This is a genomic window from Streptomyces polygonati (assembly GCF_042650325.1).
Taxonomy (GTDB): domain Bacteria; phylum Actinomycetota; class Actinomycetes; order Streptomycetales; family Streptomycetaceae; genus Actinacidiphila; species Actinacidiphila polygonati.
Genome location: NZ_JBHSBB010000010.1, coordinates 101,562 through 127,918 on the forward strand (window position 1 = coordinate 101,562; position 26,357 = coordinate 127,918).

Annotated in this window: 20 protein-coding genes and 2 pseudogenes; 9 read left to right on the top strand and 13 right to left on the bottom strand. The window is 72.1% G+C overall.

Features of this window, described 5'->3' with window-relative positions:
* Positions 1 to 89 precede the first annotated feature (89 nt).
* On the top strand, positions 90 to 1,115 hold the full coding sequence (locus ACFO3J_RS13150) for a carboxymuconolactone decarboxylase family protein (RefSeq protein WP_386429383.1): 1,026 nt from the start codon (positions 90 to 92) through the stop codon (positions 1,113 to 1,115).
* Positions 1,116 to 1,335: 220 nt separating this feature from the next.
* The gene (locus ACFO3J_RS13155) at positions 1,336 to 2,100 is read left to right on the top strand and encodes a helix-turn-helix transcriptional regulator (RefSeq protein WP_386429385.1); all 765 of its coding nucleotides are present in this window, start codon (positions 1,336 to 1,338) and stop codon (positions 2,098 to 2,100) included.
* Positions 2,101 to 2,154: 54 nt separating this feature from the next.
* Here ACFO3J_RS13155 and ACFO3J_RS13160 read toward each other — a convergent pair whose 3' ends face one another.
* The 3 genes from ACFO3J_RS13160 to ACFO3J_RS13170 form a co-directional block, all read right to left on the bottom strand.
* Entirely contained in the window at positions 2,155 to 2,829 is a 675-nt protein-coding gene (locus ACFO3J_RS13160) for a maleylpyruvate isomerase family mycothiol-dependent enzyme (RefSeq protein WP_386429387.1), read from the bottom strand.
* Positions 2,830 to 3,019: 190 nt separating this feature from the next.
* On the bottom strand, positions 3,020 to 4,048 hold the full coding sequence (locus ACFO3J_RS13165) for an SDR family NAD(P)-dependent oxidoreductase (RefSeq protein WP_386429389.1): 1,029 nt from the start codon (positions 4,046 to 4,048) through the stop codon (positions 3,020 to 3,022).
* Between the two features lie 144 nt (positions 4,049 to 4,192).
* Positions 4,193 to 5,551 (bottom strand): carotenoid oxygenase family protein, encoded by a 1,359-nt coding sequence (locus ACFO3J_RS13170; RefSeq protein WP_386429391.1) that lies wholly within the window; start codon positions 5,549 to 5,551, stop codon positions 4,193 to 4,195.
* A 78-nt stretch (positions 5,552 to 5,629) separates the two neighbouring features.
* Between ACFO3J_RS13170 and ACFO3J_RS13175 the strand changes: the two genes are divergently transcribed.
* The gene (locus ACFO3J_RS13175) at positions 5,630 to 6,271 is read left to right on the top strand and encodes a TetR/AcrR family transcriptional regulator (RefSeq protein WP_386429393.1); all 642 of its coding nucleotides are present in this window, start codon (positions 5,630 to 5,632) and stop codon (positions 6,269 to 6,271) included.
* 90 nt (positions 6,272 to 6,361) lie between these two features.
* Here the strand turns inward: ACFO3J_RS13175 and ACFO3J_RS13180 are convergent, their stop codons facing one another.
* Positions 6,362 to 7,324, bottom strand: a complete 963-nt coding sequence (locus tag ACFO3J_RS13180; RefSeq protein WP_386429395.1) for a hypothetical protein — start codon at positions 7,322 to 7,324, stop codon at positions 6,362 to 6,364.
* 868 nt (positions 7,325 to 8,192) lie between these two features.
* Here ACFO3J_RS13180 and ACFO3J_RS13185 point away from each other — a divergent pair.
* Both ACFO3J_RS13185 and ACFO3J_RS13190 read left to right on the top strand, forming a co-directional pair.
* Complete coding sequence (locus ACFO3J_RS13185) at positions 8,193 to 9,203, top strand: alcohol dehydrogenase catalytic domain-containing protein (protein ID WP_386429397.1); 1,011 nt, start codon at positions 8,193 to 8,195, stop codon at positions 9,201 to 9,203.
* Positions 9,204 to 9,284: 81 nt separating this feature from the next.
* A complete protein-coding gene (locus ACFO3J_RS13190) occupies positions 9,285 to 10,271 on the top strand; it encodes an aldo/keto reductase (protein ID WP_386429399.1) in 987 nt (328 codons plus the stop codon).
* 46 nt (positions 10,272 to 10,317) lie between these two features.
* Here ACFO3J_RS13190 and pcaB read toward each other — a convergent pair whose 3' ends face one another.
* Entirely contained in the window at positions 10,318 to 11,739 is a 1,422-nt protein-coding gene (gene pcaB, locus ACFO3J_RS13195; protein WP_386429401.1) for a 3-carboxy-cis,cis-muconate cycloisomerase, read from the bottom strand.
* Entirely contained in the window at positions 11,736 to 13,811 is a 2,076-nt protein-coding gene (locus ACFO3J_RS13200) for an FAD/NAD(P)-binding protein (RefSeq protein ID WP_386429403.1), read from the bottom strand. Before ACFO3J_RS13200 ends, pcaB begins: the two co-directional genes overlap by 4 nt.
* Before the next feature lie 241 nt (positions 13,812 to 14,052).
* Here ACFO3J_RS13200 and ACFO3J_RS13205 point away from each other — a divergent pair, with 241 nt between their 5' ends.
* The gene (locus ACFO3J_RS13205) at positions 14,053 to 17,025 is read left to right on the top strand and encodes a TIR domain-containing protein (protein ID WP_386429405.1); all 2,973 of its coding nucleotides are present in this window, start codon (positions 14,053 to 14,055) and stop codon (positions 17,023 to 17,025) included.
* Positions 17,026 to 17,035: 10 nt separating this feature from the next.
* Here ACFO3J_RS13205 and ACFO3J_RS13210 read toward each other — a convergent pair.
* The 3 genes and pseudogenes from ACFO3J_RS13210 to ACFO3J_RS13220 all read right to left on the bottom strand — a co-directional run.
* Positions 17,036 to 17,917: pseudogene (locus ACFO3J_RS13210) on the bottom strand (right-handed parallel beta-helix repeat-containing protein); the annotation flags it as partial.
* Positions 17,918 to 18,085: 168 nt separating this feature from the next.
* Positions 18,086 to 18,550: pseudogene (locus ACFO3J_RS13215) on the bottom strand (carbohydrate binding domain-containing protein); the annotation flags it as partial.
* Positions 18,551 to 18,676: 126 nt separating this feature from the next.
* Positions 18,677 to 19,315, bottom strand: coding sequence for a ScbR family autoregulator-binding transcription factor (locus ACFO3J_RS13220; protein ID WP_386430200.1), 639 nt, complete (start codon positions 19,313 to 19,315; stop codon positions 18,677 to 18,679).
* 122 nt (positions 19,316 to 19,437) lie between these two features.
* Between ACFO3J_RS13220 and ACFO3J_RS13225 the strand changes: the two genes are divergently transcribed.
* Both ACFO3J_RS13225 and ACFO3J_RS13230 read left to right on the top strand, forming a co-directional pair.
* On the top strand, positions 19,438 to 20,388 hold the full coding sequence (locus ACFO3J_RS13225; RefSeq protein WP_386429406.1) for a ScbA/BarX family gamma-butyrolactone biosynthesis protein: 951 nt from the start codon (positions 19,438 to 19,440) through the stop codon (positions 20,386 to 20,388).
* A gap of 189 nt (positions 20,389 to 20,577) precedes the next feature.
* The gene (locus ACFO3J_RS13230; protein ID WP_386429408.1) at positions 20,578 to 21,270 is read left to right on the top strand and encodes an HAD family hydrolase; all 693 of its coding nucleotides are present in this window, start codon (positions 20,578 to 20,580) and stop codon (positions 21,268 to 21,270) included.
* A gap of 217 nt (positions 21,271 to 21,487) precedes the next feature.
* Here ACFO3J_RS13230 and ACFO3J_RS13235 read toward each other — a convergent pair whose 3' ends face one another.
* From ACFO3J_RS13235 to ACFO3J_RS13245, 3 genes are all read right to left on the bottom strand, one after another.
* Entirely contained in the window at positions 21,488 to 22,204 is a 717-nt protein-coding gene (locus tag ACFO3J_RS13235; protein WP_386429410.1) for a DAK2 domain-containing protein, read from the bottom strand.
* A gap of 65 nt (positions 22,205 to 22,269) precedes the next feature.
* Positions 22,270 to 23,310 carry a dihydroxyacetone kinase subunit DhaK gene (locus ACFO3J_RS13240; RefSeq protein ID WP_386429412.1) on the bottom strand — a complete coding sequence of 347 codons (1,041 nt, stop codon included), beginning with the start codon at positions 23,308 to 23,310 and terminating at the stop codon, positions 22,270 to 22,272.
* Positions 23,311 to 23,494: 184 nt separating this feature from the next.
* Positions 23,495 to 23,914 (bottom strand): Asp23/Gls24 family envelope stress response protein, encoded by a 420-nt coding sequence (locus ACFO3J_RS13245; RefSeq protein ID WP_386430201.1) that lies wholly within the window; start codon positions 23,912 to 23,914, stop codon positions 23,495 to 23,497.
* Positions 23,915 to 24,112: 198 nt separating this feature from the next.
* Between ACFO3J_RS13245 and ACFO3J_RS13250 the strand changes: the two genes are divergently transcribed.
* Complete coding sequence (locus ACFO3J_RS13250) at positions 24,113 to 25,393, top strand: DUF4032 domain-containing protein (RefSeq protein WP_386429414.1); 1,281 nt, start codon at positions 24,113 to 24,115, stop codon at positions 25,391 to 25,393.
* A gap of 36 nt (positions 25,394 to 25,429) precedes the next feature.
* Here the strand turns inward: ACFO3J_RS13250 and ACFO3J_RS13255 are convergent, their stop codons facing one another.
* Entirely contained in the window at positions 25,430 to 26,197 is a 768-nt protein-coding gene (locus tag ACFO3J_RS13255) for a phosphotransferase enzyme family protein (RefSeq protein ID WP_386430202.1), read from the bottom strand.
* Positions 26,198 to 26,357 lie beyond the last annotated feature (160 nt).

Sequence of the window (26,357 nt, forward strand, 5' to 3'; positions counted from 1 at the left end):
CGGCACCAGGAACGACAAGGCCCAGCACAGCCCGAACCAGCAGAGCCCGAACCAGCACAGCCCGATCGGAACCGAAGCGAGGAGCAATCGTGAGAGCCCGGCTCGTACGGACCAGCCTGAGGGAGCTGTCCCTCGTCCAGATCCGCCATGTCGCGCCGGTCCCGTTCCGTACGTCCCAGCCGGTGGTCTCCAGGGTCTACCGCGAAGTGGAACGCGAGTTCGGCGTGCTCGCGCCGCCGCTGGCCCTGCACGCCCCGAGTCCGGAGGTGACCGCGGCGGTCTGGATAATTCTCCGGGAATCCCTGGTCAGCCCCGGTCTCGTCGGCCGCCAGGAAAAAGAAGCCGTCGCGGCGATGATTTCCCGGGCGAATACGTGTCCTTATTGTGTGACGATGCACACGTCGATGTGGGCCAGTCTGGGCGGCGAGGCGGAGTCGTCCGGTGTGTCCGCATGGGCCCGGGCCAACGCGGTGCGCGAGTCGGACGACGACGGCGATCCCGTCCCATTCCCGGCCGATCATGCTCCCGAACTGGTCGCGGTGGCCGTTCTCCTGCAGTATCTGAACCGCATGGTGAACATCTTCCTGGGCGACGCGCCACTGCCGCCGAAGGTGCCCACGCAGGCGCTGCGGGTCGTCGCCCCGACGCTCAACTGGCTGCAGCACGCGGCCGACCGGGACTCGGTACGACCCGGTTCGAGCCTGGAACTGCTCCCGCCCGCCCCGCTGCCCGAGGACCTGCGCTGGACGGGGCGGAACACCGTGCTCGCCGACGCGTTCTCCCGGGCCGCCGCCGCGATCGACGCGGCCGGCGCACGCGCCCTGCCGGAGCCGGTCCGGGACCTGGTCCTGGACTCGCTGAAGGGCTGGGACGGCCGGCCGGCCGGGATCGGCCGGGGCTGGGTGGAGACCGCGGTCGCGCGACTGGGGCCCGCGGACCGGGCGGCGGGACGCCTGGCACTGCTCACAGCTCTCGCCTCGTACCAGATCGACGACGGGGTCGTCGAGGGTTTCCGAGCGGATACGCCCGAGGACGGACCGCTGATCGAAGCGACGGCCTGGGCAGCGATGGCGGCGGCCCGCGAGGCCGGCGCGTGGATGCGCACCAAGCAGTAGGCCGCCCCGGGCACCAGCCTTTCCGGCGCCCGGGGACGCCGAACCGCGAGAACCGCACTTCACGCTACCGCCGGCCATTTCGACTGATCGACCCGAGTGGTCGATCCGAAAGATCGTTCCGATCGATCCGAATGATCGTCCCGGAACGATCACATCTGAAGGCGCGCACTTTCAGAGAACGCAATCGTACACATCCACGGTTGGGGGAAGCCGGATGCAGATGGCGGCAGAGGTAGCGATCGAACGAACCATCACCATCATGTGGAATCGGTACGCCGATCCACTGACACTCGAAGAACTGGCCGAGGCGGCGATCTTCAGTAAGTTCTACTACTCCCGGGTATTCCGGGACGTCACGGGGACGTCTCCCGGCCGGTTCCTCAGCGCGATCAGGCTGTTCATGGCCAAGCGCCATCTCCTGGAGACGCCGTCGAGCGTCACGGAAATCTCGTACCGGGTCGGCTACAACAGCCTGGGCACGTTCACCAGCAGGTTCACCCGCAGCGTCGGCATCTCGCCGGCCAAGTACCGCTTCCTCGCAGAGGGCGGACTTCCGCAGATCATGCCTTTCGGGATGTCATGTCCCGACCAGAGGCTGTCCAGTATCAGTGGTCTTCTGACCATCCCCGACGGCTACGGACCGCTCCGGGTGTACGTCGGCGCGTTCAACACCCCGATCGTGGAGGGCCTGCCGCAGTCCTGCGACATCCTCGACGGCGCGGGGCCGTTCCAGCTCAGCATCCCCGACGGGGAATGGTTCGTCCGGGCGGCGGCGGTGCCGACCGGGGACCAGGAGCCGGACGGGGGGCCGCGGATCCGTACGCCTCCGCTGATCGGGGCGGCCTGGCCGGTCACCGTCGCCGGCGGGCACGCGTACACGTCCGATGTGCAACTCCGGCCGGTGGGGCCGTTCGATCTGCCCATCCTGCTGGCACTGCCGGAACTGGACGGCCGCGAACCGGCCCTGGCCGCCACCGCGACATGAGTGACCGTGCACCGGACGGCGCTCGTCTCGTGAGCGCCGTCCGGTGGACGGGATCTATTCGACCGGCTCCGGCGGCGGACTGAAGGGGCCCCAGCGGAAGGCCTGGAGCCAGGGCGAACTGTCCTGGCTCCAGGCCATCGCGGAGATCTGCCCGACGCTGCGGCGCCCGCTCAGCGAACGCAGCAGGTCGTGGCGCGGCCCGCTCCACCGTGCGACCGGCTCGCCGCTGCCCGCGGTCCAGCGGGCCCCGGGCGTCTCGATCAGCAGCGCGGGCATCCCGTGCGCGTACACCGAGGCCGAGAAGCCGGCGGTGACCACTCCGAGCGCGGTCGGGTAGGAGGGATGCCCTACCGGCGGGGTGAGGCCGAGGGCCTGCCGGATGTCGAATTCATGACTGAGGGCGTCCATCACCAGGATTCCGTTGCCGCCCCGCCGGCCGCTCTCCAGCAGCCGCTCGGTGATCGCGGCGACCTCTGCCCACGCGGCCAGCAGCGGTGCCGCGTCCTGCCCCGGGCCGGAACCCGGCGGCTGTCCCGCGGCCGGGAGTTCGGCCACCGAGCGGCAGACGCCGAGCAGATGGGCCACCACATCGCGCACCGTCCAGCCGGGGCAGGCGAGCACCGGCAGATCCGCGTCCTCGGGACGTTCGGTCAGCAGGCCGGTGATGTGCTCCCGGGAGGCCCGGTAGGCGAGGTGATGAGGGGTGCGCTCCCAGTCGGGCGTGGACAACCGCGGTCTCCTTCGGGGCAGGGTGCTGGGCGGGGCTCGGCGCTCGGGCTTCTTCCGGACGCGGTAGGGGGCTCGGCTCGTCCGGGACGGAGTACGGGGCTCGGGTCCAGAGTGCGGGTGCGGGGCGTGGGTGCCGGACGTGGCTGCGGGGCGCCGTACGGGGTGGGCCCGTACGGCGTGGGCGGCCGCGTCAGTCGCGGCCGGCCAGCGCGGCTCCGGCCTGGCGGTCGGTCAGCTGGCCGCCGGCGTGCAGCCAGCGCACGGTGTCGGTGAAGGTCTCCTCGACCGGCCGGGCGGCGACACCCTGGGTGGGGGCGTCGGCGGCGACCCGGCAGTCGCAGGCGCAGGTGTAGATGGCGCCGTACTCGGCCGGTATGTGCCAGGGCCAGGCCTTCTGGAGGCCGTCGACCATCCGGCCCAGCGGCAGCATCGCCTTGCCCGGCAGATGCGCCGACGGCAGCCGGCGTCCGGTCACCCGGCGGACGGTGCGCATGTACTGACGGGTCGTCAGATGCCGTCCCGGGCCGAACAGCCGGTCGCTCTCGGGCCTCGGCTCGGTGATGACGGCGGCGTGCAGTTCCGCCGTGTCGCGGACGTCGCCGACGGGGAAGCCGCCGGTCGGCCAGATCGGCGTCAGCCCGCGCAGGGCGTACCGCAGCCGGCTGGTCTGGTCGCCGCGGTGCGGGTCGTGGGGGCCGAGCAGGGCGGGCGGGTAGGTGATGAACACCGGCGCCGCCACTTCCTGGTAGCCGCGGGCCACCTCGTCGGCCGCGGCCTTGGTCGCCATATAGACGTCACGCGGCCGTCCCACCGGGGTCCGCGCGTCCAGCACGCGGTTCGCCGCGGGGTACATGGCCACGATGCTGGAGACATACACGATCCGGCCCACGTCGGCGCGCAGCGCCGCGTCGAGCACGGTCTCGGTTCCCAGCAGGTTCACCCGGCGCATCTCGGCGGCACGCCGGCTGTCGAAGGAGTAGACCGACGCCGCGTGCAGCACCGCGTCCGCGCCGCGGACGGCGGCCGACACGGCCGGCTCGTCACAGATGTCGCCGGCGCAGATCTCCACCTCGTCCGGCTCCACTCCCAGCGGCCGCAGCGCCGGACCGACCGCCGCCTTGTCGCGCACCAGCAGCCTCACCTGGCATCCCGCCCGGAGCAAGGCAGCCACCGAATGGGCACCGACAAAGCCGGTCCCGCCCGTCACACACACCAGCACGGTGCCTCCCCCTCCGCCAGCAGCACAGCTCAACTACCCCTGCTGGCACCAGTGTTGGCGCCGACCCATGGCCTGTACTTCTCCCGCCGTGCCCGATTGGGGCGCCGACCGGGTGGTACCGGCGGCCGGTGCGGCCGTATCGGCTCAGCACCCGCCGACCCACTGGGTGTGCAGCCCGTAGGGGACCCGGGCCGGCAGCGGGACGACCGCGACCGGCGGGCCGGTGAAGTCGTCGTTGTCGATGACGACGAGTTCGCTGCGGTCGGTGGCCGCGTCGTACACCAGGCTCAGCAGCCAGCCGTCGCCCTCCGCCGCGCAGGCGCTGCGGGGCACGAACACCGGCTCACCGGCCTCCCGTCCGGGGCCCAGGTCGTGCGCCTCGGTCCGCATCGTGCGCAGGTCGTGGCGGAGCAGCCGGGGGCCCGCCTGGGCGGCGGCGCGCTCCGGGTCCAGGCCGACCGACCAGGTCCAGCGGTGCGGGCCCCCGCTGTAGCGCTCGTCGATCTTGGCGAACTCCTCGACGTCGGTGAACAGTTGACGCTCGCTGACGCTGCCGCTCAGCCGGTCGACGGTCCAGCGCCACATGGTCGGGGTGGACTCGCTCGGGTGCAGCCGGTCGCGGTCGAAGGCCCGCTCGTGCCGGATCACGTCGACGACGATCTCGCGGCCCCGCTCATAGGCGTTGACCGGGTGGAAGACGAAGCAGGGGTCGATGTCCATCCACAGCACATCGGCGTCGGCGCCGTCGCGCGGCAGGATCCCCAGTCGGGCGCCGTGGCTGTCGTCCCAGGTGTACGGCACCCGCGAGCCGGCCGCCGCGGCCTGCTCGCTGTAGGTCACCGGCAGGTCGTAGAGCACGACATGACGGTCCGTCAGCGACATGGCCGCCATCATGGGCGTCCCCTTCACCGCGACGGGTTCGCTCCTGCGCACCCGCCCGAGGGTGTCCAGGACGAGGTAGGTGACGTGGTCCTGCTGGTGGTCGTAGGCCACCGCGTGCAGTTCGCCGGTCAGCGGGTCGCAGACCGGGCGGCCGCTCAGCCCGCCCGGGAGCGTGCCGTCGAAGTCGATCCGGGCGACGGTGTCGAGCTCCGGGCCGAGCTGGTGGGGCAGTACGCCGCCGTCGCCGAGGGCGAGCAGCTTTCCGGCGTGCTGGACGATGCCGGCGTTGGCGTTGTCCGACAGGCCGCGGCGCGGTCCCGGGGTGGGGAGTTCGCCGAGCCCGGCGGTGACCCGGTCGGTGCGCAGCCAGCGGTTGCGGTACCACTCGGCGCGCCCGTCCCGCAGCCGCAGGCCGTGGATCATCGCGTCGCCGCCGAACTGGTGGTCGACGGCCGGGTCGTAAGCGCCGAACGAGTTGGCGCCGATGCTCAGGAACCGCCCGTCGAGCGCCTCCGGCAGGGTGCCGCGCACCGGCGGCGCCAGCACGGTCTGCTCTTCGGCGACGGGTCGGTAGGGCGAGGTCAGGAGGTGCGAAGTACGCTGCGTGCGGGGGCTGTTCATGATCGGCCGCCTTTGCATATCGTCGTTATATAACACCGTTGTTGTACAGATTGGCAGCGGCGTGGAATCATGTCAAGGGTGAGCCCACGTCAAATCGACCCGAAACTGAGCGAGAACCTCATCGAGGCGGCGGCGAAGCTGCTCGCCGAGGAAGGGCCTCAGGCGCTGTCCACCCGGCGGCTCGCGGCGGCGGTGGGCACTTCGACGATGGCGGTCTACACCCGCTTCGGCGGCAAGGAGGATCTGGTCCGGGCGATGGTCCGGGAGGGCTTCCGGCTGCTCGACCAGGAGATGTCGGCGGTCGTCGAGACGGACGACCCGGTCACGGACGTGGTGGCCCTCGGCTGGGCCTACCGACGCAACGCGCTGGAGCACCACAATCTCTACGGCGTCATGTTCGGCGGCCCCGGTCTGGGCGGCTTCGCGCTGACCGACGAGGACCGCCAGCACGGCCGGTACACCCTCACCAGCGTGGTCCGGGCGGTCGAGCGCTGCATGGAGGCCAAGCGCTTCCACAGCGGCGACGCCCAACTCGTCGCCCACCAGCTCTGGATCGCCCTGCACGGCCTGGTCACCCTCGAACTGGGCGGGTATCTGATCCCGCCCTACGACGCGGACACCTGCTTCGACTCCCAGGTCTGCGCGCTGCTGATCGCGGCCGGCGAGGACCCCGGGGAAGCGGTCATGGTCATGAAGCGCGCCCGCGAACGCCGCGACTGACCGCCCCGCGCGGACGAAGGACCCCGCGCACGCGGCAGCGGGACCGGGCGCTCGGCCCGGTCCCGCCGGTGGTGAGGTGGCGCGGAGCGGTTACGCGTTCCAGGGCGCCGTCGGCCACCAGAGGTAGCCGAGGCGGCCGAGGAGCCGCAACTCCCAGTAGGCCAGGGTGAAGACGCCGGCCACGAGGAAGGCGGACGCCGTCACCGTGCTGATCCGGCCCGCCTTCGCGGCCATCCACTCCTGCAGCCGTCCCCTGGTGCCGTAGGACAGCAGGACGAACAGCAGCGCCATGACGACGATGTTGCCGATGGACTGGAGCGAGAACGCGACCGCGCCGAACAGCGGGTTGTGGGTCTCGGCCGCGCGCCGGAACAGGTTGTGGAAGAGCGGATACGGCCGGCCGACCAGGAAGCCGCCGATCAGCGCGCCCATCACGATCAAGGGCGCGTTGGGGAAGCGGCGGGAGATGCCCGCCAGCGGGTCCGGCAGGATTCCGGCGGCGGCCAGGCCGAGCACGACCATCACGGTGCCGACGATGCCGAAGGCGATCATCGCCTGGGCGATCTTGGGCGAGATGCCCGGTATCGCGGCGTTGGAGAACTGCGGCATCCGGGTGCCGACCAGACCCACGATGATGCCGTAGGCCGCCGACACCGGGATCATGCCGGCCGCCACCCAGCCGAGCGGCTTGATCGTGCTCATGAAGCGGTCCCGGCGGGTCTGGTGCTGGCCCACCAGCGGGCCCACCGCGCCGAAGGCCGCGATGTTGCAGGCGGTGAAGGACCCCGCCATACCGGAGACGAAGGCGAAGACGATGCCGGAGACGACCCCGCTGATCGGGGCCGTCGGGTCGTGCCCCAGCACCGAGTGGGCGGTGTTGACGCCTATCTGGTCGTCCACGAGGTCGGCCGACCAAGCGTACGCCACCAGGACGCCGGCGATCACGCTGAGCAGGAGCAGGAGCCACCGGCGGCGCGGAAAGTTTCCGGTGACGAACAGTGAGGTCTGGGCCGGGGCTGCCGCCGGCGCCCGGGGAAGATCGAGGTCGGTCACGGTGATGGGCCTCCTGGGTCTGTGCGCGGGGATGCGGAGAGCGGACGCGCTGAACCACGGGCTGTCCCGCCGTCCGCCGGCTGCGCTGCCTCGCGGAGGACGGGCTGAAAGGTGCGGGGTGCTGGGTGCGGGTGTCGCGTACGAGGGGGTGCGGAGGTGTCGCGTCCGGCGCGCCGCTCGCGGCATGCGGGTGCCGTGCGCGGGACGACCCGCCGCGTGTCGGGTGTGCGGGACGAGGGGGAAAGAAAGGGGGAGAAGGGGGAAAGGGGATGGGCCGGACGGGCGTACGGCACGAGGGGATGTGCTGCGCGCCCGGCGTCCGAAGCGGGGGTCTGCGGACACCGGGCACGCGTCTGTGGCGGCGGGACGGCGCGGGCCTTATGGCACCGCGGGCGTCCTCACCTGGGTCGGCTCGCCGAGCAGGCGGCCGAGCGGACGTTCGAAAGTACGGCTGCTGTTTCCGCCGGTATCGCGATCGGCCGTGGCCATGACTTACTCCCCCGTTGTCCGTGGACGGACATTCCGCAGTGGCGCGTGGCAGCCATGGTGGTGGGTGCCGGGAGGCGCTGACTTCTCGTAGATTGCCCTCGGCGGGCCGGCACCTCCCGGTCTGCGCCATATGCCCGTTCCCTTCGGCGGCGAGCGTGCGACAATCGGCTCCGCCCGCACCACCTGGGACGTCTCCCCCTCGCGGAGCCGACCGCGGTCGGCGGGCACGGGTGCCTGCCGCGGTCGCCGGCCGCGGGCCACCGGCTGCGGTTGCGGGACCCCCGGGCCCGGTTCACGCTGGATTCATCCGCGGCCGGTCCCGCACCGGGAGCCCGAGCGCTGCGACGTCGGCATGGACCCCCGATCCCTGGAGACCGTGATGCGCGCTGGTGTCGCAACAGGAGTCCACGAGCCCCTCACCCTCACCGAACGTGACGTTCCGGAGCCCGGTCCCGGCGAGATCCTGGTCGAGGTCACCGCGTGCGGGGTCTGCTACTCGGATCTGAATCTGCTCAACGGGGTGTACGCCTTCGCGCGGTTCCCGGTGATCCCCGGGCACGAGATCACCGGCGTGATCACCGCCCTCGGCGAAGGTGTGAGCTGGCCGGAGGTCGGGACGGCCGTGGGCGGCCAGTTCCTCTACGACTCCGACGGCTCCTGCGACTACTGCGTACGCGGCGAGCAGATCATGTGCCCGCACAAGAGGATCACCGGGGTGGTGGTGGACGGCGGCTACGCCGAATACACCCTGCTGCGGGCCGGTTTCGTGACGCCGCTTCCCGCCGGGCTCGACCCGGTCGCCGCCGCCCCCCTGATGTGCGCCGGGCTCACCGCCTTCAACGGGCTGCGGCACGCGGGAGCCGGACCCACCTCCAAGATCGCGGTGGTCGGCGCGGGCACCATCGGATCCCTCGCCATCCGCTACGCGGTGGCGATGGGCGCCCGGGTCGCCGTCGTCGGCCGGTCCCGGCGCGGTGCGGACACGGCCAAGGCGCTGGGGGCCGAGCTGTTCATCGCCTCCAGGGACCAGGACCCGGGCGAGGCGCTGCGGGCCTGGGACGGCGGGGCCGACGTCATCTTGAACGCCGCACCGTCCAACAGCGCCGCCGCGGCGACGATCGGCGGCCTGGCTCCGGACGGAACGCTGGTGCTGTGCGGCTACAGCGAGGAGCCCCTCGCGCTGCCGGCCCAGGTGATGGTGCTCAACCGGCTGCGGGTCATGGCCTCGCCGTCGGGCTCCCCGCACGACCTGCGGGACACACTGGACTTCTCCGCGCGGCACGGCATCCTGCCGGAGGTCACCCCGATCCACCTCGACGACGCGCCCGCCACCCTCGACGCGATGGGCGCGGGCAAGGCCCACGGCCGCAGCGTCATCGCCTTCGGCTGACCCTTTCCGCCGAGTCCCCGCCGGCCCGACCCGCTCCCCCCGAGCCCCCGGCTGCCCCCTCAGAACATGGAGGCCGTACGTATGGAAAGCGCCGCATTCCCCGGACTGAGCCTTTCCCATCTGGGACTTGGCTGCATGGGCATGTCCGCCGTCTACAACAACGACGCCCCCAGGGACGACGCCGAGTCCATCCGGACCATCCACCGGGCGCTCGACCTCGGGGTCAACCTCCTGGACACCGCCGAGTCCTACGGGCCCTACATCAACGAGGAGTTGGTGGGCCGGGCGGTCGCCGGGCGGCGCGACCAGGTGGTGCTGGCCACGAAGTTCGGCTTTATCTCCCATCCGAACGGCGACCAGCAGCAGACCCTCGACAGCAGTCCGGAGAACGTCCGGGCGTCGCTGGACGGATCGCTCCGGCGGCTGCGCACCGACCATGTCGACCTGCTCTACCAGCACCGGGTCGACCCCGGCACGCCGATCGAGGAGACCGTCGGGACGATGAGCGAGCTCGTCGCGGCCGGGAAGGTCCGGCACATCGGCCTGTCCGAGGCCCTGCCGGACCGGATCCGCCGGGCGCACGCGGTGCACCCGATCACCGCGCTGCAGTACGAGTACTCGTTGTGGAGCCGCGACCCCGAGCAGGAGATCCTGCCGCTCGCGCGCGAACTCGGCATCGGCTTCGTCGCGTACGCCCCGATGGGACGCGGCTTCCTGACCGGCCAGATCCGCTCCCGGGCGGATCTGGACGCCGACGACTGGCGCCGGGACAACCCGCGCTTCAGCGAGGAGAACTTCGACCGGAACATCGGCATCGTGGACGAGGTCCGGGCCGTCGCGGACGAGGTCGGCGCCACCCCCGCACAGGTCGCCATCGCCTGGGTGCTGGCGCAGGGCAACGACATCGTCCCCATCCCGGGCACCAAACGGGTGTCCCGGCTGGAGGAGAATCTCGCCGCCGCCGCGGTGAAGCTCACCGACCAGCAGGTCGAGCGGCTCAGTTCCCTCGCGCCGGCCGTCGGCAGCCGTTACGTCCCCGGCACCTACACCGCTCCCGAAGGGGAATGACGCCGCGGCGGCCTTCCGGTCCCGGGCGGTCGCCGGCCCGGCTGCCTCAGGCCGGCTCCGGTCCGCCGACCCGCAGCGCCCGGTCGACCAGCTGGCCGGCCGCCCCCGGGTAGGCGGTCGGATCGCACCACGCCGCCACCTCCTCCGGCGTGAAACGCTTCGCCACCTCCGGTGCCGCCGCCAGGAATTCGGGCAGCGGCCGGCCGGAGGCCGCGGCCTCCGCCGAGGCCCGCGTGAGCAGCTGCCGCGCCGCGGCCTTGCCCAGCTGCGGCGCCAGCACCGCCGCGATCCGCTCGGAGACGATCTGGCTGCCGGTCAGGTCGAGATTGCCGCGCATCCGGCCGGGCCGGACCTCCAGTCCCTCGGCCAGTTCGACCGCGGTGTGCGCGGCGCCGCCGACGAGCCGCAGGCACTCCCGCAGCAGCTGCCACTCGGCGTGCCAGACCCCGGCCGAGCGCTCGTCCTCGGCGACCAGGCACTGCGTCAAACCGGCTGCCAGCACCGGCACTTGAAGCGCCGCGCTGCGGATCAGCGTGGACAGCACCGGGTTGCGCTTGTGCGGCATCGCCGACGAGGCGCCGCGCCCGGCGGCGCCGGCCGGCTCGGCCACCTCCCCGACCTCGGTCCTGGCCATCGACTGCACATCGACCGCGATCTTGCCGAGGACGCCCGCGGTGAGCGCCAGCGCCGCCGCCAGGTCGGCGACCGGCGTGCGCAGCGCGTGCCAGGGCAGCACCGGCCGGGCGAGTCCGGTCTCCTCGGCGAACACCCTGACCAGCTCGTCCGGATACTCCCCCGGGTCGCGGACCGCCCACGCGCCGTCGAGGCGGGCGTACTCCAGGTATCCGGCCAGGGTCCCCGCCGCGCCGCCGAGAGAGACCGGCAGTCCGGCCAGCAGCTCCGCCAGCCGCCGGTCGGCGTCGAGCACCGACTGCCGCCAGCCCGCCGCCTTCAGCCCGAAGGTCGTCGGCACCGCGTGCAGGGCGAGGGTGCGCCCGGCCATCGGGGTGTCGCGGTGCTCCGCCGCCAGATCGGCCAGCGCCCGCGCGACCCGGGCCAGATCGCTCCGGACGATCCGCAGCGCACGGACGCTGACCAGCATCATCGCGGTGTCGAAGATGTCCTGGCTGGTCGAGCCGCGGTGCACGTACTCCGCCGCCGCCGGGTCGTGTTCGGCCACCAGCGCGGTCAGCGCCCGGACCAGCCCGACCACCGGATTGGCGGTCTCCCGGGCGGCCAGCGCCAGTTCGCGCAGGTCCAGCCGGTCGGTGTACGCGGCGGCCGCGATGGCCGCCGCGGCCGACCGCGGCAGGGTGCCGAGCCGGGCCTGGGCGCGGGCCAGCGCGGATTCGGCGTCCAGCATGGCCTGGAGCCAGGCCAGGTCGCAGACCTCGGCTTCGACCGGGGTGCCGGCCCGGACCGGCGAGAGCAACCCCGCGTCGGTGAGAAGGTCCTGATTGCCGGTCATACGATCACTCCGATGCTGGGGTTCTCGGCGGAAAGGGCCGGGCCGGTCGCGGCGGCGGGCGGGCCGGAGCCGAGATCGAGCAGCGCGCGGGCGATGGCCTCCGAGTCCCCCAGCGTCACCGAGTCGACCCCCGGGCGGATGCCCGCCGCCGTCACCCAGTGCACGGACTCGGTGGGGACGCCGTAGGCGAAGCGGCGCGGGTGCGCTCGGCCGCGCGGATCGAGCAGCCGGTAGGGGCGCTCGGTGACGGCCAGCCCGCCGGACTCGTACCCCGCGCCGGGGCCGCTGGGGATGCGGTAGGTCGTGCACTGCTCGGTGGCCAGCAGATAGCTCAGCAGGGGTTCCGCGGTGCGCCGCAGGTCGGGCTCCGGCAGCCGCGCCTCGATGAGCGCCGAGGCGCGCACCGGCGGACCGGGTACGACGGTCGAGGACGCGACGAACGCCGGCCGTCGCGGGTCGATGCGGACCTCGGTGCCCGGTCCGGTGACGACCAGCACCCGGGCCTCGATCAGCGCGATCATCTCCTCGATCCGGGAGACCGGCGGGCCGATGGACAGGAAGGCGTTCATCGGGGTGTACCACCCCTCCAGGTCGTCCCGGTGCGAGGCGCCGTCCAGACCGGCGTGGTCCACCGCGAGCCGCACCTCGTTGCGCAGGTCGCGCAGCACATCGAGGGCCGCTTTGAGCGGACCGCTGACATTGCCGGCCCTGGCCTCGCGGACATCGCGGGCCAGATACTCCAGCAGCCAGCCCCTGAATTCCTCCCGGTCGGCGAACTCCCGTCCGGCGTAGGGCGTCAGCAGCCCCTCCCAGCTCCAGCGCCGCCGCGCGCCGACGCCGTACGCGTCCAGCAGATCGCCCTCCGCGCGCTCCCCGCGCGCCCGCAGGAACAGCTTGCCCAGCTCCTCCCCCTCCCGGGCGCGGCCCTCGGCGCCCAGCAGCGCCTGGTAGTAGACGCTCTGCACCTCCTTGGAGATGAGCGGCCACAGCTGCGTCATGAACCGCATGCCCCGGGCGCCGGCCGAGCGGTCCCGCAGGGCGGCTATGTGGGCGGGGGTCAGCAGCCGGGGGGTGTAACGGCCGTACGCGCCCTTCTGGTTCTCGCCGCGCGCGTGATAGGGGATGCCGCGGCGGGAGGTCGCGTACATCCTGGGCTCGCGTCCCGACGGCAGGTAGACCAGCCGGTCCCCCTCGGGGCGGAAGATGCCGCCGCGGCCGGCCGTGAGCAGCGTCATATGGTCGAAGAAGTTCAGGCCCAGGCCTCTGATCAGCACCGTCTCGCCCGCTCCGATGCCGGACAGGTCGACGTCGGCGGGGTTGGCGGGGGTCAGGTAGGTCAGCCGGTGGATCCGGGCCAGGGTCGCGGTCCGCGCCTCGCGCGGGGTCGGCCGGGTGGGCACGTGCCCCTGCGCCAGCACCACCGCGTCCACCCGGTGCAGCCAGACGCCGTTCTCCAGCCGCAGGCTCTGCGGGCCGTCCGGGTCGCCCAGCGCGTCGGCGACCCGGACCACCCGGGAGCGGTGCTGCTTGACGGTGACGTGCACGGGGGCCTTGCGGACGATCCGCCGGAAGCACGCGCGCAAGTAGCTGCCGTAGAAGGCGCGGCTGGGATAGGCGTCGGGGGTGAGCCGGGCGGCCTCCGCGAGGTCTTCGGGAGTCTCCGGTGCTTCGGGAGCGCCCATGTCGTCCCAGGCGTCGGGGTCTTCGGCGTCTTCGAGGTCACCGGGGTCCCCGGGGTCTCCGGGGTCTCGCGTCTCGTCGCGGGCGGCGGTCCGCGGCAGGCTCCGCGCCCACTCGTACAGGCTCGGACCGGGTTCGATCGGGCCGTCGATGCTCACCCGGTCGTCGGTAAAGACGGTGATCTGGGAGGCGACGGTGTTCATCAGCAGATGGCGCGACTGGTCGGTCCGCCACACGCTGCCGGCCCCGGGCTCCGCCGGGTCCACCACGTGGACGGTCAGCCAGGAGCAGGACGGCGACTTGCGCTCATGGGCGCACAGCCGCTCCAGGACGGACAGGCCGCGCGGTCCGGCACCGACCAGGCAGACGACGAGGTCCACCGCAGGGCTCATGGGCGTTCTCCATCCGGTGGCTCCATCCGGTGGCCCCGGTCCGGCGCCGGTGGCGCAGCGGTTGGATGATATCGAGCCGGGCGGCACGGCTTCCAGAGCGACGATCCGCGCGTTGCCGCCGAGCGCCGGCGCGAGGACCTTTCGGCGGACCGGCGACGTAACGAAACGGCCACTCCCCCCGGACCGCCCGGCCCCCGGCCGCAGACTGAGCCGCACTCGCACGGCACGCTCCGGGGGAAACGTGAACGCACCGACCGAAATCTCGTCCTACTTCCAAGTGCCCGACCGCCATGTGGCCCAGCACTTCGCCTGGGATCCCGGGGAGGAGCGGCTGGCGATCTGCTGCGTGGACTCGGACAATCTGAGCAGTTCGAACAAGATCCTGGTCTACGAACGCGGCCCGCACAGCTATGCCTGGTGGAACATCCCGGCCGAGAAGGTGGCCTGGGCGCCGCGGGGACAGCGGATCGCCACCGCCTACGGGAATCAGGTCAGCACCTGGAACCTGGAGACCGGGCAGGTCGAGAGCATGGGGTCGCTCACCCACCATGTCTTCTCCCTGAGCTGGTCCGGCGACGGGACCTCCATCGCCGTGGGCAGCCGCGGCGGCGGGATGGAACTGCTGGACGCCGAGAATCTGGCGCCGGTCCGGCGGCTGCCGGACACCGGGGGCAACACCGCGCTGGCGTGGTCGGCCCGCGGCGACCTGGCGTGGGGCAACGCGGGGGCGCTGTGGGTGATCGGCGCCGGCCTGACGGACGTTCCCCGCACCATTTCGCTGGCGGGGCTGAAGATGCGGCTGACCGCGCTGGCCTGGAGCCCGGACGGCGGCATGCTGGCCGGGTGCGGCGGCGACTCGTCCGTCCGGATCTGGGCGGTGCGCGACTCCGGGCCGGCCGAGGAGCGGGTGCTGGAGAACGCGCACGGCATCCCGCTCGTCGGCGTGGGCTTCACCGCCGACGGCGCGATGCTCTACGTGATGGACACCAGCGGGCGCTACCAGTTCTGGGACCTGGCGAGCTGGGCGGCGGTCAGCACCATCGAGGGCACGCTCGCGGCCACGCCGCTGCGGCCGTTCGGGAAGGTGCTCGCCGCCACCGGCGAACTCGTGCACGCCGACCTCAGCGGCACCGCCGTCTCCTTCTCCTCGGTGCCGGCCAACGTCCCCTCGGCCAGCCAGCCGCCGGTCCAGTACAAGAACGCCAAGGTCGTGGTCGTCGGCGACACCGGCGTCGGCAAGTCGGGGCTCAGTCTGGTGCTGTCCCAGCAGGCCTTCATGCCGACCGAGTCGACCCACGGGCGGCATGTCTGGACGCTGGAGCGCGAGACGGTGCAGACCGTCGCCTACACCAAGGAGATCCGCGAGTCGCACCTGTGGGACCTGGCGGGCCAGCCCGGCTACCGGCTCGTCCACCGGCTGTCGCTGCGGGACACCACCGTCGCCCTGGTCGTCTTCGACTCGCGCAGCGAGACCGATCCCTTCCGCGGCATCTCCTACTGGGCCCGCGCGCTGGACCAGAGCGCGGGCGACAGCGCTCTGCACAAGGTGCTGGTCTCCGCCCGCTCCGACCGCGGCGGGCTGTCGGCGAGCGACCAGCGGACCCGGCTGATCGTCGAGCAGTTCGGCTTCAGCGCCTACTTCGAGACCAGCGCGAAGAGCGGGGTCAACGTCAGCGAACTGCGCGCCGCGATCCTGGACAGCATCGACTGGGACCGGGTGCCGACCATCGTCGCGCCCAGGATCTTCTTCCAGGTCCAGCAGTTCCTGTGGCGGGAGAAGGAGATGGGCAGTCTGCTGGCGTCGAAGCGGGAGCTCTACGACCAGTTCCAGGCGCTCGTCGGCGAGGTGGACGACACGGTCTTCGACGTCTGCCTCAGCCGGCTCCAGACGGCCGGCCTGGTGGCGAAGGTGACCTTCCAGGACCGCTGGCTGCTCCAGCCCGAAGCGCTGGACAGCTATGTCGCCTCGCTGGGCCACGCCGCCCGCGCCGAACCCGACGGGCTCGGCTTCATCTCCGAACGGTCCGCCATCTCCGGGGAGTTCGAGCACGAGGAGATCGCGCAGGGCAACGACGAGTCGGTGATGCTGCTCACCGCGGTCGAGGAGGTCGTCGGACGGGGGCTGGCCTATCGCACGCCGACCGAGAAGGGCCCGATGCTGGTCTTCCCCTCCGAGATCCGGCTGGACGCCCCCGACCTGCCGGGGACGTACACGCCCACGGTGTCCTTCGAGTTCACCGGTCCGGTGTCCGCGATCTACGCCACCATCGCGGTCCGGCTGATCAACTCCCTGGCTTTCGCGCAGCATTCGCTGTTCCGCAACGCCATCGTGCTCACCGGCAGCACGCCCGCCCAGGTCTGCGGGTTCTTCGTGGAGTACCCGGACGCCTTCGACGACTCGGCCGGCCGGCTGGTCGCGTTCTTCGGCGACCGGACCGAGAAGGAGCTGAAACTCCAGTTCCTGCGCTACATCCACACCCAGATCCAGCAACTCGCCCTGCCGGACAGCGTGGACCGGCAGCGGGTCTACCAATGCCCGGACGGCCACCCGACGGTGAGCCCGTCGATCGTCTCGCTCAGCCGCAAGGAGGGCAGGACATCGGTGCCCTGTCCGCTGTGCGGTCACATGATGCCGCTGGACGAACTGGTCGAGGAGGTGTCGGTCTCCGACCGGGCCACCGAGCACTGGGCGAAGGAGTCGGAGCACCAGCAGGAGCGGCAGAGCCGGCTGGCGGTCCTGCCGGCCCGGGAGCGCGAGCACCGCTTCCATGTGTTCATCTCCTACAACAGTGCCGACCGGGCGCAGATCGAGCGGCTCAACGCCGCGCTGCGCGAGGAGGGGATCGCGCCGTGGGTGGACGACGAGACGATCAAGGCCGGCACGCAGTACATCCCCCAGCTGGAGGAGATCCTGGACACCGTCCCGGCCATGGTGGTGGCCATCGGCCCGCATTCGATGGGGCGTTGGCAGTTGCAGGAGTACAGCGTGTTCCTGCAGCGGCATGTCGAGGCGCGGCTCAACACGAATCCGGCGCGGCTGATCCCGGTGCTGCTGCCCGGCGGCCCGGACAAGTCGAGCCTGCCGGCCTTCCTGCGCAATTTCCACATCATCGACCTCCGGGAGGGGGTCGGCGGCGCGAAGGGCGCGGAGGGCCTGAAGCACCTGTCCTCGACGATCCTGGCCACCGGCAGCGAACTGGAGGTCCGCGCCTGATGGGCCCGCGTCAATTCGACAGCGGTACACCGGGGTTGGTCAGCCCGGCGCCGCCGGTCACCGTGTTGTCGCGGGTGACGGTCACCGGGCAGCTGGCGGCGTCGTAGTTGGTGACGTCGATCGCGTACGCGGGGGCGACCGTCGCGCCGGTGAGGTCCGAGGAGTTGTGGCGGAAGACCGTGCCGCAGCCCCAGCCGTCGATCACGGTGTGGGTCTGGAAGCCGTCCTTGAGGGTGTGCACGCCGTGGTTGTTCTCGATGGTGTAGGCGTTGCCCTTGACGTCGATCCAGGAGTCGTCGTAGTTGACCAGGGTCAGGCCGTTGCCGTCGAAGGTGTTGCCGGAGACGAGGCCGCCGGTGGTGCCTTCCTTGAGGTCGATGTTCTCCGCGCCGACGTTCGGGCCGATGGTGTTGTTCAGGATCTGGACGTAGTCGCTCTGGTCGGTGAGCGTGTTGGCGGTACCGACGTAGACGCCCTCGCCCTTGCCGTCGTGCGCGGTGCCGGTGTCGTGGACGTAGGAGTTCTCCAGCACGCCGTACTGGCTGGAGTTGCGGAAGTGGATGCCTTCCATGGTGGTGCCGTACACGGTCACCGAGTCGATCACCACATGGTTGGCGGTGTCCAGCATGATGGCCTTCTGGGCGTGGGTGAGGGTGATGCCCTTGACCGTCCAGTACGAGGCGCCGTTGAGGTAGAGGCCGTCGCCGCCGCCGGTGGAGGTGGTCAGGACCGCGCGGGCCGAGCCGGTCAGGGTGATGCGGTTCTGGGCGGTGCCGGAGGCGGTGGTCTTGAAGTTCCCGGTGTAGGTGCCGTCCGCCAACTGGATGGTCTGGCCCGGGCTGGCGGCGGCCAGCGCGTCCTTGAGCTGGGCGCTGGTGCTCACCTGGACCACCGAACCGCCGCCGGGGGGCGGTGTGGTGGTCGGCGGGGGCGTCGTCGGCGGCGGCGTGGTGGGCGGGGGTGTGCCCGTACCACCGGTGGAACCGCCGGAGCCGCCGGGTCCGCTGAGCAGCACGTCGTCGGCCCCGTATGTCCCCTGCCCGTACCAGCCGTGGGTGAAGACGGTCACCGAGGTGGTGCCGGCCCCGGCGGTGAAGGTCGTGGTGAGCGGGGCCCAGTCGGCCGCGTTCGGCGTCCAGGTGCTGGCGTTGACCCCGGTGCCGGTCGCGCCGAGGTAGACGTAGGCGCCGCGGACATACGCGCTGAGGGTGTAGGTGGCGCCGGGCTGGACGGAGACGGTCTGCGCGCACTGGGCGTAGTCGGCGGCCGAGGCCGCTCCCTTCAGCGCCTGACCACCGCTGTGCACGGGCGAGTTGACGGCGGAGTCCAGCGGGGAGCAGGTCCAGCCGGTGAGGCCGGCCTCGAAGGTGCCGTTGGTCAGCAGGCCGGCGCTCGCGGCGGCCTGCGGAGCGGCGGTTGCCTGCGGGGAGTTCGCGGCGGCCTGGTGGCTGAGCAGCGCGGCGGCGCTCAGGGCGGCGGCGGTGAGGGCGAGCACGGCGCTGACGGGTTTGCGCATGACGGGCATCCTCGCTGGGCGTGGGGGGACGCGGAGCTGCCTCCAGATTGGACTGGACCAAAGGCCCGATCGTCAAGAGCTCGCCCGTCCCGAGCCCGGCCCCCGGCCCGCTACACCGGTCGGACCGGCGGGAGTTCAGCGGCTGAGCAGCGCCGGCCCGGCGTGCACCCGGCCGAGCAGCGCCTCGGGGTCGGGGTCCGCCTGGAGCGCGGCGAGCAGCAGCAGCCACAGGTCGTGCAGCCGGTCCTCGATGTGGTCGCGGCCCTCCAGGGCGTCCGAGACGGTGTGCAGACCGAAGAAGGCGTAGACGATGCCCAGCGCGGCCTTCTCGGGCACGACCGAGTCGGCCAGCGTGCCCTGCTCCCTGGCCTCCCCGAGGAGGGCGGTGACCGCCTCGATCCAGCCGACGAACGGCGTGGGCAGCTGCTCGTCGATCGCCTTGCGCTCCATCCACAGCCGCGATCCGGCCCGTACCACCACGTCGTCCCGGAAGGACCGCGCCACCGTGAAACTCAGCGCGACCAGCTTCTCCAGGGCCGGCCCGTCCGCCGCGCGGACCCGCGCCACCAGCGCCGGCCAGGTCGCGAAGTGCTCCTCCACCACCGCGAGCGCCAGTTTCTCCTTACTGGCGAAATGGAAGTAGATCGCACCGCTCGTACGGCCGGACAGCGCGCTGATGTCGCTGATGCTGGTCCCGGCATAACCACGTTCGTCGAACAATCGCGCCGCGGTCTCCAGGAGAAACCTTCGAGTCGCCGTCGCACGTACCTGCACGCTCACTCCGGATGCCACCTCGTTGCCAACGGTAGGCAATGTAGCGCTTCACGTAACATCCGGGAAGCATTCCAGCACACAATCCACGTGCGTATTCGCAGGGTGTGAGTTCTTCTTATGATATGAATACTTCGCTCGGAGAAGTCTCGGGACACGGACCGGACCATGAACTGAGCTGGTCCCGCACGGTGCCCCGGGAGATGGTGCACCGCCGATCGGTCGCCGAGGTGCTGCTGACCGACGTACGGCGGGACCGGGCCGGCGGGTTCGAGGCGGCGGCGAGCTGGCCGCGATCGCATCCGACCTTCCCGCACGACGGCAGTGACCTGCACAGCCCGCTGATCCTGGTGGAGACACTGCGCCAGCTGGGCATCTACGTGCCGCTGCGGTACTTCGACATCCCGGAGAAGTCCCGGCTGCTGATCACCGATCTGCGATTCGCCCTGATGGCCGACAAGGAACCCCGGATCGGCTGCGGCTGCTCGGAGATCACCTGCCGGGTCACGGTGAGCGATATCCGGCGCAGCGCGGACGACGGGCGGGTCAGCGGCCTGCGGCTGCACGTCACGTATCTGACCGGCGGCGTCCCCTTCGCGCACGCCGGGGGCGGCGCCCGCTTCCTCACCGCGGCGCGCTACGCCGACGTCCGCGCCGACCGCCTCACCGGAAGCCGGCCGCCCCCCACCACCGAAGGCCGGCCCGACCCGCTCACCCTGGGCGTCGCCGACTGGCGGGACGTGGTGATCACCCGGAAGGCGGGCGCCCTGGAGGTGGAGCCGGCCGACCCGATGCACCCGTTCTTCTTCGACCACGTCACCGATCACGTGCCCGGCATGGTGCTGCTGGAGGCGGCCCGGCAGGCCGCGGCCGAGGCGAGCGGCGGCGTGTTGCTGCGCCCCACATCAGGACATTTGTTCGCCGCCCGGTTCACCGAATTCGCGCCCCCCGCGCGGGTCGAGTGCGTCCCGCACCACCTCACCTGCGTCTTTCGAATCCGCCAGGGCGCGCACTGCGCGACCTACGGCGTGCTCGGCTACGGCCGACACCCGGGGTCACCCTCCGGGGTTACTTGACCACCCTGCGTTTCCCTCCATAACGTAACGATCGATATGTTCTTGGTGGTCGCCTGGAACAGCCGCTTTTCCCGGGCTGCGCCCACCGAGAGCCCGCGCCTGCCGGATCCACCGGCGCGCCGGACCGATCGCCGTCGAAATACGGCGCTACCCCGGCGCTTTCAGGCATTCCAGAACGGACCCAACACGATGACTTCTCATCGCATCCTTTCCTGGACCCCCGCGGCGATCGTCTTCGACTGCGACGGCACCCTCATGGACACCGAGCGCCATTGGCAGGACGCCCGCGAACTCACCATGACCGATTTCGGTATCGTTCCCGCCGCGGATTTCGCGGAGCGGAGCAAGGGCCTGCACTACACCCAGTGCGGGCAGCTCATGGCCGACGAAGCCGGCCGCCCGGAACTCGGCGGGGAGCTCACCGCCGGCCTGCTCGGCCACTTCCGCGCGCTGGTGGCCAAGAACCCGCAGACCATGCCGGGTGCCCGTGAGATGGTCGCGAACGCCGCCAAGTTCGCACCGCTCGCGGTCGCCAGCAACTGCCCGCGGGACGTCGTGGAGACCTGCCTGCGGAACGCGGACATGCTCGACTACTTCGACCACATCGTGGTCCCCGACGACGGCAACCGCCCCAAGCCGCACCCGGACGTCTATCTGACCGCCGCCCGCTACTGCGGCGCCGCCCCGGAGGACACCCTGGCCGTCGAGGACTCCAGCTGCGGCGTGGAAGCCGCCGCCCGGGCCGGACTGCGCATCGTGGGCGTCGGCCCCTGGCCCGGCGAGGAGGTCGCCGCGTCCGTCGACCTGTGGGTCTCCTCGCTGGCCGAACCGGCCATCTTCGACTGGGCGAGCAAGAGGGTGGTCCACCAGCTGTCGGTGTGAGGCCGACCGCCGGAGCGCGTCCGGCCACCGGTCCCGCAGCCGGTAGCCGAAACGCGAGGGTCACCGCGATGAAGGGGTGACCGCGCCTACCGCGGGGCGCCTGACGCTGCCAACCCGTCAGGCGCCCCGCCGGCGTTCCCGGCCGCCGCACTGGGCCGGGAGGAGAGGGGCCGGTACGCGGACCGGCCCGGCACTGAGGGAGGGTCAGGGAGGGCCGCTAGGCCGGCACGCTCTCCGGCTCCGGGCCCCCCAGCAGGGGTGCCAGCGTGGTGACCGTCGCCTCGGCGGAGGAGAAGAGCAGCCCTATGCCCACCGCGCCCGGGTCCGGCACCCCGGCGGCGCGGTCCCCGACATAGCTCGCCCGTCCGCTGCGGGCGGTCAGCCGGGTGGTGTTCGCCACCCCTTCCCAGGCGGCCCGCGCCGCGTGGGACAGCGCCTCGACCGGGTCCGCCGTCGACGGATACGAGGCCAGCGCCGTACAGGCCGGCACCAGCGCGTCGACCAGGGTCTTGTCCCCGACCGCCGCCTCGCCGACGCGCTGTATGGCGGACAGCCCGTTGCCGATCCCCACCGCCAGCGCGCCGACGTACATCCCGTCGCCCGCCGACCCCACCGCGACGGCCATCTCCTGGAAGAGCAGGCCGAACAGCGGGCCGCTGGTGCCGCCCACCTCGTCCAGGAAGGCCGCGGCCGCGGCGTCCAGCGGACCGGCCGCGCTCGCCGCGCCCGGCCCGTCGAGTTCGCCGAGCAGGCGGACCGCCGCCTGCAGTCCCGCGACCAGGTTCGCGCCGAAGTCGCCGTCGCCGACCTGCTGGTCCAGAGCGCTCAGTTCCGCCTCGGTCGCCGCGGCGGAGGCGGCGTACCTGCGTATCCAGCCGTCGGTGAACCCCTCGGTGAACGCGGCGTCGGATGCGGCGTCGGATCGTATGGCCATGGTGCGTCTCCCGTCATTGCCGGCGTGTCAGGAACGGGCCGCGAGATCGCGGCCCGGCTGGCGTGTCAGGGGTGGGCGATGGATTCCATCGACCCGGCGGAAACGTCTCGCGGCCAGGCCGCGGTACGGGCCGGCGCGTCGAAGAGGGTGAGGGTGGCCTGGTCCGCCACCAGCAGCGTCAGCGAGAAGCCGCGCATGTCCAGCGCGGTCACGAAATCGCCGACCAGGGTGCGTACGGTCTCGGCGCCGCGGTCGTCGAGCAGTCGGGTCACCTCGTTCAGCGCCGCGTACAGCTCCATCCGGGTGATCGCGCCCAGCCCGTTGACCAGCACGATCACCTGGGTGCCGCGGCCCATGTCGAGCGAGTCGGCCAGCGCGGACACCATGTCGGAGGCCAGATCGCGCAGCGGCCGGCCGCCGCCCAGGGTGCGGCGGGCGCGTTCGCCGTGGATGCCGACGCCGTACTCGATGTCGCCGGCCGGCAGGTCGAAGGCGGGCAGGCCGGTGGGAGGCGCGGTGTGCGCCGCGGAGGCCACCGCCAGGCTGCGGCAGCGGGTGACCAGATGGGTGCCCAAAGTGGTCAGGTCCCCCAGGCCCATCCCGGTGTCGGCGGCCGCGCCCAGGATCTTCTCCACCAGCACGGTGGCCCCGGTGCCCCGGCGGCCGGTGGCCACGTCGGACGACTCCGACGCGAGGTCGTCGTCGATCAGCACCCGGGCGCAGGGGATGTCCTCCCGGGCGAGGCGTTCGGCGGCGATGCCGAAGTTGATCTTGTCGCCGGTGTAGTTCTTCACCAGGTGCAGCACGCCCTGCTCACGGGCCACCGCCCGCGACGCCTCGAAGATGGCGCGGTTGTGCGGCGAGGCGAAGATACGGCCGGGGCAGGCGGCGTCCAGCATCCCGGCGCCGACATAGCCGATGTGCAGCGGTTCGTGGCCGGAGCCGCCGCCGGACACCAGGCCCACCCGGCGGGACGGCGCGGTGTGCAGGGAGCGTACGAAACCGTTCGGCTTGTCCCACTCCACCATCCCGGCGTGCGCGCGGGCGAAACCGGCCAGCGCGTCGACGACCAGATCATCGATCGCGTTCGCGAAGTACAGGCCCATAAGCGGTGCGCCACCTTTCCGGAGAACGGCGGGCGGTCTCCTGTCACCTCATGCTGAGGCGTGACGCCGCGCCCGGCAACTCGCCGCCACGGCCGGTGACACTATGTGGTATAAGCCCACCGGCCGACTGCGGTCGGACTCCAGGCCCGCGCGGACCCGACCGCGCGGACGAACTGCGAACGCCTCACTGGACCCTGGCGTTCTCCGGCTCCTCTTCGTTCTCTTCACCCGGGACATGGACGTCCCGCACATTGACGTTGATCTCCACGACGTCGAGGCCGGTCATCCGCTCCACGGCGGTGGCGACCTCGCTGCGTATCTCGGCCGCGAGATTGCCGATCTCCGCCTCGTAGACCACCGCGATGTCCAGGTCGACGGCGGCCTGCTTCTCGCCGACCTCCACCTTCACCCCGCGGGTCGGGTCGACCGGCCCGCGCGAGACCCGGTCCCGCATGGCGCCCACGGCCCGGGAAGCGCCGCCGCCCATGGCGTACACGCCGTCGACCTCCCGGGTCGCGATGCCGGCGATCGTCGCCACCACCGAGTCCGCGATCGAGGTCTTGCCTTGTACTTCTTTCTTCCTGGTGGTCACGGACGTGGTCACGTTGTCGTTGGCTGCCACAGGACACCCCTTCGCAGTGACGTTCACGGCGCGATGGCCGTCGGTCCTTCCTTCACTGTGGCGCCGGTCACCGGGCCCCGCATCTTCACCCCGTGGGCGGGCCCGTCGGCGGCGGTTCTCGACCTGCATAGACTCCTCACCGTCCCTTCCCTGCCGACGACGAGAGAGCCGAGGCGTACCGTGCCGTTGCAGATCAGGGCCTTCGACGCGGGCCATCCGGTGGATCTCCTCGACCTGGACTGGCAGCTGCCGCTCGACCGGTGGCCCGACGCCTCCCTCGTCGCGCTGCCGCGCGGCATCTCCCGGCACGTGGTGCGCTTCGCCCGGGCCGGCGACGAGGTGGTGGCGGTCAAGGAGGTCAGCGAGTGGGCGGCGGACCGCGAGTACGGGCTGCTGCGGGACCTCGACCGGCTGGGGATACCCGCGGTGGACCCGATCGCGGTGGTCACCGGACGGGAGGCGGCCGACGGCACGCCGCTGGAGCCGGCGCTGATCACCCGGCACCTCAACGGATCGCTGCCGTACCGCTCGATGTTCGAGACGACGATGCGCCCGGGCACGGTGAACCGGCTGCTGGACGCGCTGGCCGTGCTGCTGGTCCGACTGCACCTGGTCGGCTTCGCCTGGGGCGACTGCTCGCTGTCCAACACCCTCTTCCGCCGCGACGCCGGTGCCTACGCCGCCTATCTGGTGGACGCCGAGACCGGTGAGATCCAGCCGAAGCTCAGCGACGGGCAGCGCGACTACGACATCGATCTGGCCCGGGTCAACATCGCCGGTGAGCTGATGGATCTGGAGGCCGGCGGCTCGCTGCACCCCTCGGTCGACCCGATCACCTTCGGTGAGGCGATCGTGGCCCGCTACGCCGACCTGTGGCACGAACTGACCTACGAGTCGGTCTACCCGACCAGCAAGCGCCACTACATCGACCGCCGGATACGCCGCCTCAACGACCTCGGCTTCGACGTCGCCGAGATGCAGATCCAGCGCTCCCCGGCCGGCGACACGGTGACCTTCCTGCCGAAGGTGGTCGACGCCGGCCACCACCAGCGCCAACTCCTGCGCCTGACCGGCCTGGACACCGAGGAGAACCAGGCCCGCAGCCTGCTCAACGACCTGGAGCACTGGATGGCCACCCAGGACGACTACGCCCCCGGCGACCCGCACGGCGCCCGCCCCGAGGTCCTCGCCCACCGCTGGGTCCGCGACGTCTTCCGCCCCGCCGTCCGCTCGGTCCCCGCGGACCAGGTCCGCGGCCGGATGGAGGCGGCCCAGCTCTACCACGAACTCCTCGAACACCGCTGGTACCTGTCCGAGCGCGCCCAGGGCGACGTCGGCCTGGAGGCGACCGTCGCGAGCTACATCGCCGACGTCCTCCCGCACGTCCCGGACCCCTCGGCGGTAGCGGCGGCGCCGGAGGACGGCGCCGGCGTCAGCCCCGCGCCGGCCACCGCGGACTGATCCGGGGCGCCGGCCCCGCGCGGCGGCCCCGCGGGGTCAGCGCAGGAGGGCGGCGGTGAAGGTGGCGTGGTTGGCGGTCAGCCAGTCGTGGATGCGGTCCCAGCGGGACCAGCCGCCGCGGGCGGTGAAGGCCTGGATGTAGGCCGGGTCGGCGGCGGAGACGCGGCGGGCGACGAAGGCGCGGCAGGCGGCGGTGGTCTGTTCGATCAGGGTGGGCAGGGCGAGGCGGTCGCGAGGGGACAGGCCGTAGCTGTCGGCGAGCAGGCGCAGGCGGGCCGGTGCGTCGGGGGTGTGCGGGTACAGCGCGGCCGCGGAGGCGGGGTCGAGCATCGGTACCCAGTAGCGGGCGGCCATCGCGAGGTCCCAGAGGGGGCGGCCCGGGGCCGCGAGGTCGAAGTCGATCAGGGCGGTGGCGCGGTCGGCGCGGAAGACGACGTTCTCCGGGCACACGTCGTTGTGGCACAGGATCGTTCCCCCCTCCGGATCGGCAAGGTCGCGGGGCCAGTCGGCGCCGGCCTCGACCGGCAGGCGCGCGCTCGCGTCGTGCAGGCGGCGCAGCAGGGCTCCCACCGATCGCAGCGCGGCCGGCGTCATCGCCCAGCGGGGGAAGGGCGGTACGGCCACGTCGCCGGAGATGAAGGTCAGCTGCTCGCGGCCGTCGGCGGTGAGCCGGACCGGGGTCGGGGCCGCGTCGAAGCCCTGCTCCTTCAGCGCGAGGAGATGGGCGTGGATCGCCCGGGCGTTGCGGGGCGCCGGACGCTCCACCAGGGCGCCCCGGCGGAAGACCGCGCCCGCGTTCGCCATGCCCCCGGTCAGTGCTTCGCGCTCCGCCGCCCCGCCGTCCGCCGTCACACCGGTCACGCTACCGCCGGACCGCCGCCCGGCGGCACCACCTCCCGGCGCGCTGCCCGGGCGGGTCCGCCGTGGGAGGCGGGCCCGCCCGGGGCGCGGCGCGGGCGGGGTG

Excerpts from the sequence above, each read along its gene's own strand:
- ACFO3J_RS13255 (WP_386430202.1), bottom strand. The coding sequence starts at position 26,197 with ATGGCGAACGCGGGCGCGGTCTTCCGCCGGGGCGCCCTGGTGGAGCGT.
- ACFO3J_RS13170 (WP_386429391.1), bottom strand. The coding sequence starts at position 5,551 with ATGAACAGCCCCCGCACGCAGCGTACTTCGCACCTCCTGACCTCGCCC.
- ACFO3J_RS13240 (WP_386429412.1), bottom strand. The coding sequence starts at position 23,310 with ATGGGCCTGTACTTCGCGAACGCGATCGATGATCTGGTCGTCGACGCG.
- ACFO3J_RS13200 (WP_386429403.1), bottom strand. The coding sequence starts at position 13,811 with ATGAGCCCTGCGGTGGACCTCGTCGTCTGCCTGGTCGGTGCCGGACCG.
- ACFO3J_RS13190 (WP_386429399.1), top strand. The coding sequence starts at position 9,285 with ATGGAAAGCGCCGCATTCCCCGGACTGAGCCTTTCCCATCTGGGACTT.
- ACFO3J_RS13155 (WP_386429385.1), top strand. The coding sequence starts at position 1,336 with ATGGCGGCAGAGGTAGCGATCGAACGAACCATCACCATCATGTGGAAT.
- ACFO3J_RS13235 (WP_386429410.1), bottom strand. The coding sequence starts at position 22,204 with ATGGCCATACGATCCGACGCCGCATCCGACGCCGCGTTCACCGAGGGG.
- ACFO3J_RS13230 (WP_386429408.1), top strand. The coding sequence starts at position 20,578 with ATGACTTCTCATCGCATCCTTTCCTGGACCCCCGCGGCGATCGTCTTC.
- ACFO3J_RS13225 (WP_386429406.1), top strand. The coding sequence starts at position 19,438 with ATGAATACTTCGCTCGGAGAAGTCTCGGGACACGGACCGGACCATGAA.
- pcaB (WP_386429401.1), bottom strand. The coding sequence starts at position 11,739 with ATGACCGGCAATCAGGACCTTCTCACCGACGCGGGGTTGCTCTCGCCG.
- ACFO3J_RS13185 (WP_386429397.1), top strand. The coding sequence starts at position 8,193 with ATGCGCGCTGGTGTCGCAACAGGAGTCCACGAGCCCCTCACCCTCACC.